The 9,498-nt window shown below is 45.6% G+C and carries 4 protein-coding genes; all 4 read left to right on the plus strand.

The features are described 5' to 3' along the window. The first annotated feature begins 17 nt into the window (after positions 1 to 17). Complete coding sequence (locus E5355_RS14830; protein WP_136010961.1) at positions 18 to 3,275, plus strand: S41 family peptidase; 3,258 nt, start codon at positions 18 to 20, stop codon at positions 3,273 to 3,275. 162 nt (positions 3,276 to 3,437) lie between these two features. Next, positions 3,438 to 5,762, plus strand: a complete 2,325-nt coding sequence (locus E5355_RS14835) for a beta-galactosidase (protein ID WP_136010962.1) — start codon at positions 3,438 to 3,440, stop codon at positions 5,760 to 5,762. Positions 5,763 to 5,855: 93 nt separating this feature from the next. Continuing rightward, positions 5,856 to 8,582 carry a sugar-binding domain-containing protein gene (locus E5355_RS14840; protein WP_136010963.1) on the plus strand — a complete coding sequence of 909 codons (2,727 nt, stop codon included), beginning with the start codon at positions 5,856 to 5,858 and terminating at the stop codon, positions 8,580 to 8,582. 3 nt (positions 8,583 to 8,585) lie between these two features. Further along, positions 8,586 to 9,368, plus strand: a complete 783-nt coding sequence (locus tag E5355_RS14845; RefSeq protein ID WP_370282128.1) for a hypothetical protein — start codon at positions 8,586 to 8,588, stop codon at positions 9,366 to 9,368. The last annotated feature ends 130 nt before the right edge of the window (positions 9,369 to 9,498 follow it).

Here is a 9,498-nt window from a genome sequence, read left to right on the forward strand (position 1 = left end):
CAAAAACAAGAATCATTATGAAAAAATTACTATTAGGTATTGCTGCCGTTTGCCTGGCAGGTTTTACTTTTGCACAGGATGCTCCACTCTGGATGCGTCATAGTGTCATCTCTCCCGATGGGACGACCATTGCTTTTACTTATAAGGGAGACATTTATACGGTGCCGGTTACCGGCGGACGTGCCATGCAGATAACTACCAATCCCGCATATGATACAGATCCGGTATGGAGCCCGGACAGTAAGCAGATTGCTTTTGCTTCGGACCGTATGGGAAGTCTGGACGTCTACATTGTGGCCAAAGACGGAGGCGAACCACGACGGCTGACTACCCACTCGGGAAGCGAAACACCGCTTGCTTTTACAGATGCCGGACATGTCTTGTTCTCTGCGGGCATCATGCCGTCTGCCGAGGCTGTTGTCTTTCCCTCTAACGGGCAGTTCAACCAGGTCTATCGAGTATCAGTGGAGGGAGGGCGCCCGACGATGATTTCGTCCATGCCTATGGAGTGCATCTCCATCAATAAGGAGGGAGCGATGTTGTATCAGGATAAGAAAGGTTACGAGGACTACTGGCGTAAACATCATGTATCGCCCATTGCCCGTGACATCTGGATGTATACTCCGGGGAAAGAACCGCAGTACCGCCAGCTGACCACTTTCGGAGGAGAAGACCGTGAACCGGTTTGGGCTCCTGATGGAAAAACATTCTACTATCTGAGTGAGGAAAACGGCTCTTTCAATATCTACCGACGTACTCCCGGAGATGCGAAGGCCGTGCAGTTGACGCACTATACCAAAAATCCGGTACGCTATCTCAGTGCCGCTACGGACGGAAGGTTGTGCTATGGATTTGATGGTGAGATTTACACCCTGCTTCCCGGTGGAGAAGCGCAAAAGGTGAACATCAGCATTGTTTCCGATAGAAACGACAAGGACATTATCCGCCAGATTAAAAGTAGCGGTGCCACGGAAATGGCAGTGTCTCCGGATGGTAAGGAAGTGGCTTTCGTTTTGCGTGGTGATGTTTACGTCACTTCAGTGGAATATAAGACTACGAAGCAGATAACGAATACTCCCTATCAGGAACGAACCGTAGACTTTGCTCCCGATGGGCGGACACTGGTTTATGCTTCCGAACGCGACGGGCTTTGGCAACTTTACACTTCGACGATTGTGCGTAAGGATGAAAAGCTGTTTACCTATGCCACAGAGCTGAAGGAAGAACGCCTGACAAACTCGGATGCCGCTTCTTTCCAACCCCAATACAGCCCTGACGGTAAAGAGATTGCTTTTCTCGAAAACCGCAGCGCCATCCGTGTCATCAATTTGAAGACAAAGGATGTGCGTACCGTTATGGATGGGAGGTACCAATACTCTTATTCGGACGGTGACCAGTGGTTCCAGTGGAGTCCGGATAGCAAATGGATTCTCTCTGACTATATCGGTGTGGGCGGGTGGAACAACAAAGATGTTGTGCTGCTGAATGCTGATGGTAAGGGTGAAATGGTGAATCTGACCGAAAGCGGATACAACGACGGCAATGCCAAGTGGGTGTTGGGCGGAAAGGCTATGATTTGGACTAGCGACCGCGCGGGTTATCGTAGCCACGGCAGTTGGGGAGCCGAAGACGATACTTATATCATGTTCTTTGATGCTGAAGCATACGACCGTTTCTTGATGAACAAGGAAGAAACCGCTTTGCTCGAGGAAGTGGAGAAGGCAGAGAAGGAAAAAGCCGGAAAGAAAGACGAAAAGGATGCCAAGAAGAAAAAAGGGGATGCCGACAAAGATAAGGAGAAAAAGGTAGAGCCGTTAAAGTTCGACCTCGCAAACCGCTTTGACCGTATTGTACGCCTGACCGTCAACTCCTCGCATATGGCAGATGCCATGCTTTCTGCTAAAGGGGATAAACTCTATTATCTTTCTGTTTTCGAGGATGGGTACGATCTTTGGGAACACAATCTGAAAGAGAATGTTACAAAAGTTCTTTTGAAGAAAGTAGGTGCAGGCGCTTTGCAGCCTGACAAGGAAGGGAAGAATATCTTCCTTTGTGCCCGCGACGGAATGAAAAAGATAGAGATTGAAGGCAGTAAGATTTCTCCAATTGAATTTGAGGCTTTCTTCGATTACCGCCCTTATGGTGAGCGTGAATATATCTTCGACCACATCTGGCAGCAGGTAAATGATAAGTTCTATGTGGCAGACTTGCAAGGTACGGACTGGAATGGATACAAAGAAACTTATAAGCGCTTCTTGCCGTATATCAACAATAACTACGATTTTGCGGAAATGCTGAGTGAGATGCTGGGTGAATTGAACGGTTCTCATACGGGAGCGCGTTATTATGCTTCGGGCGCAGCACTTCCTACGGCTGCTTTGGGAGTGTTCTATGATGAAGCTTATGCGGGCGATGGATTGAAGATTAAAGAAATTATAGCTCAGAGTCCATTAACGAAGAAAAAGACGGATGTCAAGCCGGGCTGTATTATCGAGAAAGTGGATGGTGTTGCCATTAAGGCTGGCGCTGATTATTTCCCGTTACTCGAAGGTAAGGCAGGCCGCAAGGTGATTCTCTCGGTCTATGATCCTGTTACCGGAAAGCGGTTTGAAGAAACCTTGAAGCCCATATCTTACGGTGCCCAGAATGAGCTGTTGTATAAGCGCTGGGTGGAAAACTGCCGCAAGAAGGTGGATGAATATTCCGGCGGACGCATTGCTTATATTCACATCAAAGGTATGGATAGTCCGAGCTTCCGTAAGATTTACTCCGATTTGTTGAGCGAAAGCAGTCGTAAGAAAGAGGCTGTTGTGGTGGATACCCGCCATAACGGAGGCGGGTGGCTGCACGAACAAGTAGCGACGTTACTTAGCGGCAAGGAGTATGAACGCTTTGTGCCGCGTGGCCAGTACATCGGCAGCGATCCTTTTGACAGATGGCTGAAACCTTCGTGTATGCTGGTTTGCGAGGATAATTACAGCAATGCCCACGGTACTCCTTTTGTGTACAAGACGTTGGGTATCGGTAAGCTGGTAGGTACTCCCGTAGCAGGAACCATGACAGCTGTATGGTGGGAACGTCAGATTGACCCGAGTATTGTATTCGGTATTCCTCAAGTAGGATGCATGGATATGCAGGGTAACTATCTGGAGAACCGGACTTTACAACCCGATATCTTGATATATAATAAGCCGGAAGAGGCTTTGAAGGGAGAAGATGCTCAATTGAAAGAGGCTGTGGATTGCTTATTGAAGCAGTTATCGGTGAAAGAGTAAGATTAAAACAGAATATTCATGTAGGAAGTGGAAGGTGTATCCCAATGCACCTTCCACTTTTTTCATAATGTGGCTACTTAATTATTGTAAAAAAGACTAAAAGGAATAAGGGTGGAGAGGAGATTTTGTGTCCTCGGTATGTGAACTAATAAATACAGACCAATGAAAAACAAGATTATCTTTCTTTTTTTTACTCTGCTATTCATCAATTTGCCAGTAAATTCGGCTGCTTCTAAGGAAACTTTTGAGATAGGTAAACGTACTTTTTTACTGAATGGGGAACCTTTTGTGGTAAAAGCGGCGGAATTGCATTATGCACGTATTCCCGAACCATATTGGGAACATCGGATTCTAATGTGTAAGGCACTTGGAATGAACACTATCTGTCTTTATGTCTTTTGGAATTTTCATGAACAGAAAGAAGGGGAGTTCGATTTTGCCGGTGATAAAAATGTGGCTAAGTTTTGTAAATTGGCACAGAAACATGGTATGTATATCATTCTGCGCCCGGGTCCATACGCATGTGCGGAATGGGAAATGGGTGGATTGCCTTGGTGGTTGCTCAAGAGAAAAGATATGAAAGTGCGTTCGCTTCATCCTTATTTTATGGAACGTACGGAAATCTATATGAAGGAACTTGGCAGGCAGTTGGCTCCTCTCCAGTTGGCCAATGGTGGAAATATTATCATGGTACAGGTAGAGAATGAGTTTGGTGGTTATGGAGTCGATAAGCCTTATATGGCTGCCATTCGTGATATTGTGCTTCGTGCCGGTTTTGACAAGTCTGTACTTTTTCAATGTGATTGGGATTCTACTTTTGAACTGAATGCTTTGGATGATTTGCTTTGGACGCTGAATTTTGGTACAGGTGCCAATATCGATAAGGAATTCAAAAAGTTATCGACTGTACGCCCTGACACTCCGTTGATGTGCAGTGAGTTTTGGTCGGGTTGGTTTGACCATTGGGGCAGAAAACACGAAACACGTCCAGCTGAAAAGATGGTAGCAGGTATCAAAGATATGCTTGACCGGAATATCTCTTTCAGTCTTTATATGGCGCATGGGGGGACAACTTTCAGTCATTGGGGAGGAGCTAACTCACCCACTTATTCTTCCATGTGTTCTTCTTATGATTATGATGCCCCTATCAGCGAAGCCGGATGGGCAACTCCCAAATATTATCTGTTGCAGGAACTTCTTTGCAAGTATCGCAATTTGGAAGAAAAGGCGTGTCCGGTGCCTGCTTCTTTCCCTGTGATAGAGATACCGGTTGTGAAGTTGGAAGCGACTGCTTCGCTTTTCGAACAGCTTCCGGCTCCGGTCAAGAGTGAACAGATAAAGCCTATGGAGGATTTCGATCAAGGTTGGGGAAGCATTATCTACCGGACTACATTGCCGGCTGTCAGTGCTAATACATTACTCCGTATAACTGAGGTTCATGATTGGGCGCAAGTGTATGTGAATGGAAAATTGCTTGGTTGTCTGGACAGACGGAAAGATGACAACCAACTTGTTTTGCCTCAACTTCCGGTAGGAGCCCGATTGGATATCTTTGTTGAAGCAATGGGAAGGGTGAATTTTGGAGAGACCATTCATGATCGTAAGGGTATCACGGAGAAAGTGGAGATAGTGGGGGCAGATAAGCATGCTGTTATGTTGAATAATTGGGAAGTGTACAATATTCCTGTCGATTATCAATTTGCAAAACAGAAAAAATATGCTTCAAATCCTGCTGACGGCCCCGCCTATTATAAGGCAACCTTTACTTTGCAAGATGTCGGAGATACATTTATTGATATGAGTACTTGGGGGAAAGGTATGGTTTGGGTAAACGGACATGCTTTGGGACGTTTTTGGGAAATCGGTCCTCAGCAAACACTCTTTTTGCCTGGATGCTGGTTGAAGAAAGGACGGAATGAGATTGTAGTATTTGACTTAAAGGAACCTTCGGTAAACACAATACAAGGGGTGAAGGCGCCTGCTTTGGATGTACTTCGCGAGAAGGAAAGAAAGAACCGTCAGAAAGGGGATACTTTGGATCTAAAAACAGAAGCCCCAATATATAAAGGCGTTTTCGAACCGACCAGTGGGTGGCAGGAGATAAAGTTTTCTCAGCCAGCCCAAGGACAATATTTTTGCTTGGAGGCATTGTCTGCACAAGATGGTAAGACCTTGGCAAGTCTTGCCGAATTAGAGGTCTTGGGAGCTGATGGTAAGCCTATTTCTCGTGAGCAGTGGAGAATACGCTATGCCGACAGCGAGGAGACTTATGGGGTGAATGCTACGGCAGATAAAATATATGATTTGCAGGAGTCCACCTGTTGGATGACTCAAAGGCGGATGCCCTATCCACATCAGGTGGTGATAGACCTTGGTGATGTGAAGACGATTACGGGACTTCGTTACCTGCCGTCGTTTGAAAAAGGCAGTCCGGGCATGATAAAAGATTTCTCTGTATATTTCAAATTGCAGCCGTTTAAATTTTAGAAGTTGTATAAGGAAAAAAGAATCATATTATTAAGTTCAGTCGGTGTGTGTATTCCCGATAGAAAACTTATTAGAACAACAATATCAAAAACAATGAGAAACAAGATTATTCAAACAGCTCTTGCGGCATTGGCCTTTATGGCACCCGTCACGGTGGATGCCCAGACACAGGAGATTGATTTGTCCGGAACCTGGGGATTCCAGACCGATTTTATGGATTTCAGACGTGGCTCACTTGATGTCCGCTATATGCACCGGCTTCAGGAAAGCATCACGTTGCCGGGCATCACTGATGATTATCAGATAGGCTATAAATCTCCTTACCGCCATTTGGATCGCTTGACACGCAAGTTCGAGTATATGGGGCCTGCCTGGTATCAGCGTGAAATGATTATTCCGGCAGAGTGGAAAGAAAAGCGTATTTTTATGTATTTTGAGCGAACGCATTGGCTCAGTTCTATTTATGTGGACACGAAGGAGGTCAGCAAGATAGACTACATCAGTGTCCCCCACAACCACGAATTGACAGAATTTGTGAAACCGGGAACGAAGCATTTGATTACGGTCTGCATAGACAACCGCTATCAGTATGACATGCATAAATGGAATCATGCGCATACCGAATTCTCTCAGATAAACTGGAATGGTATTTTGGGTAAGATGAAGCTGGTTGCTGTAGATCCTGTTTATGTAGAGGATATGCAGCTGTATCCCGACGTGGCACGGAAAGCTGTGAAGGTGAAGATGATTATCAAGAATCATACCCAAAAGCCGGTTTCCGGAAAGGCAGTCTTCACCATTTCGGGCAAGCAGTATGAGTTGAATAAGGAGTTTCCCGTCAGCGGTCAGAATGAGACAATCAGCTTTGAGGGGGAAATTCTTTTGGGTAAGAACATCCGGTTATGGGATGAGTTTCATCCGAATCTCTATATGGCAGAATGTTCGTTGCAAACAAGCGATGATGAAAACAATTATCGCCATGAAAAGTCCGTAACTTTCGGCATGAGGGAAGTGACACAGGGCAAAAATCATGTTTTGGTCAATGGCTCTCCTATCCATTTGCGAGGTACGGTAGAAAATGCGGTATTTCCCCAGACAGGTTATGCACCGGTGGATGATGCTTCATGGGAACGTATATTCACTATTTTGAAAGAGCATGGTATGAATCATATGCGTTTCCATTCGTGGTGTCCCACCAAAGCCGCTTTCCGCATGGCTGATAAACTCGGAATCTATCTGGAGGTTGAGATGCCCATGTGGGGAAAAGACGGTGAAAACAATAGTAATCCGCGTTTCGACTTCTTTCGCCGCGAGCTGAGAGGAATTCTGAGAGAATACGGCAATCATCCGTCGTTTATTTTGTATTGCAACGGTAATGAAATCGGTGGTGACTTTGATTTCGTGGAAGAACTGACTCGTACCGGACGTGAAAGCGACAGCCGCAGATTGTTCAGCGGTTCTACGGCTCGCAAGCGTGTGCAGTCTGACCAGTTTTATGTTACCCATCAGACCCCGAAAGGCGGTGCCACCGTGTATGACGGCCGACCGTTTACCGATTGGGACATAAAGAAAGGTACTGATATTGATGTGCCCGTTATCTCGCATGAGACAGGACAGAGATGCGCTTACCCCAACTTCAAGGAAATTTCTTTGTATAAAGACTGTCCGGTAGAGGCACGTAACTTTGAAATCTTCCAGGAGTTGTTGGCCGAAAATGGTATGCTTGATTTAGCTGATGATTTCTTTAAGGCATCGGGAGCGCAGACCGTGTTTGAATATAAGGATGTGATTGAGGCTCAATTGCGTACTTCCACTTCGGCTGGTTTCCAATTGTTGTCCATCAACGACTTGCCCGAACAGGGATATTCTCCGGTAGGTGTCTTAGACCCGTTCTGGAATTCCAAAGGGCTGATTTCTCCCGAAGATTTCCGGAAATTCTGTGCGCCGACTGTGGCTTTGCTGCGTTTCAAAAAGCGTGTTTACTACAACGATGAGACTTTTGCGGGAAGTGCTGAAGTCTATAATTTTAGCGAGGCTTCGTTGAAGAATGCGGCTGTGAAATGGCAGTTGGCGGATGCCGAAGGCAAGATTCTGAAAACGGGAATGCTGAAAGGAAAGAGCATTGGCAACAACGGGGTTTTCCCGGTAGGAGAGTTCACCTGTGCCCTTCCGGTAGGAGACGAACCCCGGAAGCTGACTGTCCGGCTGACGGTAGGTAAGGATATAGAAAATAGTTGGGACATCTGGGTATATCCGCGCCATCAGGAGCTAATGATTTCTACGGATGAGGTACTTTATACCAAAGTCTATGATGAAAAAGCTCGCCAACAGTTGCAAGCAGGCAAGAAGGTGGTGCTTATACCGCAACCGAATAAGGTGAAAGGTCGCCGTTCCGTTTTCCATAATCATTTCTGGAATCCGGTGATGTTCAAGTGGGAACCCAAGACTTTGGGATGCCTTATCCATGCGAATCATCCTGCATTCGGCGATTTCGTGACCGAGAGCCATCTCGACTGGCAATGGTGGGATATTTTAACTTATGCAAAGGTTATCGAAATGATGGATACGCCGGACGAACTCCGTCCGTTCATCCAGACTATCGATTCCTTTGACCGGAATCACAAATTGGGTATCGGTTTTGAGGCTCGGGTAAACGGAGGCAAACTGCTGGTGCTGGCAATGGATACACAGAAAGATATGGAGAAACGGCTTGCCAGCCGACAATTGCTGCAGAGCATAGACCGCTATGTGAAGGGTGGACATTTTGAGCCCGAGGTAGAATTGAGCGAATCGTTTATCAAATCTTTTATGATGGAATAAAATATGAGAGGCTTGAATAATTGTGTGGTCTGTTTGTTGTTGTCACTGTTTCCGGTATCGTCCCTATGGGCACAAGAGGTACAGATGACGGAGATGGCATCTTTGGAACAAGTTTACGGTGAGCAGCAGCTGGCTGACCTCCCCATGGCAATGAATGACATGGGGCTAGACAATGGCGGGTATGTGCTTTATGAGGCTGAAATAACTTCTACCTCCAATACGGGTATATTGGAGGTGGAAAACATCCGTGATTATGCCGTTGTATATATTGACGGAAATCCGGTAGGTGGGTTAACTGATGAGAAAAAAGCCCTCTCTTTCCCGTTGGTTACTGGTAAACATCTGTTGCAACTATATGTAGAGAATATAGGCCGTATTACATACGGACCGGAAATTTTGGATAATTCAAAAGGGCTATTCGGAACGGTGACCTTTAATGATACCGGAGTAGAAGGCTGGAAGATGACTCCGCTGGAAGTCAGGGATTGTGAAGTGGACGGATTGGATTTTACAGCGATAGCCGATACGGAGAAACCTGTGTTTTTCAAAGGGAAATTCTGGTTGGATGCCCTTTGCGAGATACATCTGAATGTATCGGGATGGGGAATGGGTGAAGTGTGGCTCAACGGTTCGTATTTGGGAACCTATTGGGAAGAGTATCCACAGCAATCCTTGCAGATTCCAGCGGATGCATTGCGGAAAGGTGAAAACGAACTTGTTGTTTTTGAACTTAAGAATAATGGTAAAAGAATAATGTCACTTTCGGATAAAGTGATTTTCAAGTAGTAATAGGTACAATAGGTATATTTATATATATAATACTTCGTTAAAATTACAGTTAATCCGTTGAAAACAAATGAATTAGTAAATAATATTTAGTATAATAAAATAGGCCAAGTGGCTGATTTTCATTATC

The sequence above is a fragment of the Bacteroides muris (ex Afrizal et al. 2022) genome (assembly GCF_004793475.1).
In the GTDB taxonomy this organism is placed as follows: Bacteria; Bacteroidota; Bacteroidia; order Bacteroidales; family Bacteroidaceae; genus Bacteroides; species Bacteroides muris.

Coding starts and splice junctions, on each gene's coding strand:
- E5355_RS14830 (WP_136010961.1), top strand. CDS start 18: ATGAAAAAATTACTATTAGGTATTGCTGCCGTTTGCCTGGCAGGTTTT.
- E5355_RS14835 (WP_136010962.1), top strand. CDS start 3,438: ATGAAAAACAAGATTATCTTTCTTTTTTTTACTCTGCTATTCATCAAT.
- E5355_RS14840 (WP_136010963.1), top strand. CDS start 5,856: ATGAGAAACAAGATTATTCAAACAGCTCTTGCGGCATTGGCCTTTATG.
- E5355_RS14845 (WP_370282128.1), top strand. CDS start 8,586: ATGAGAGGCTTGAATAATTGTGTGGTCTGTTTGTTGTTGTCACTGTTT.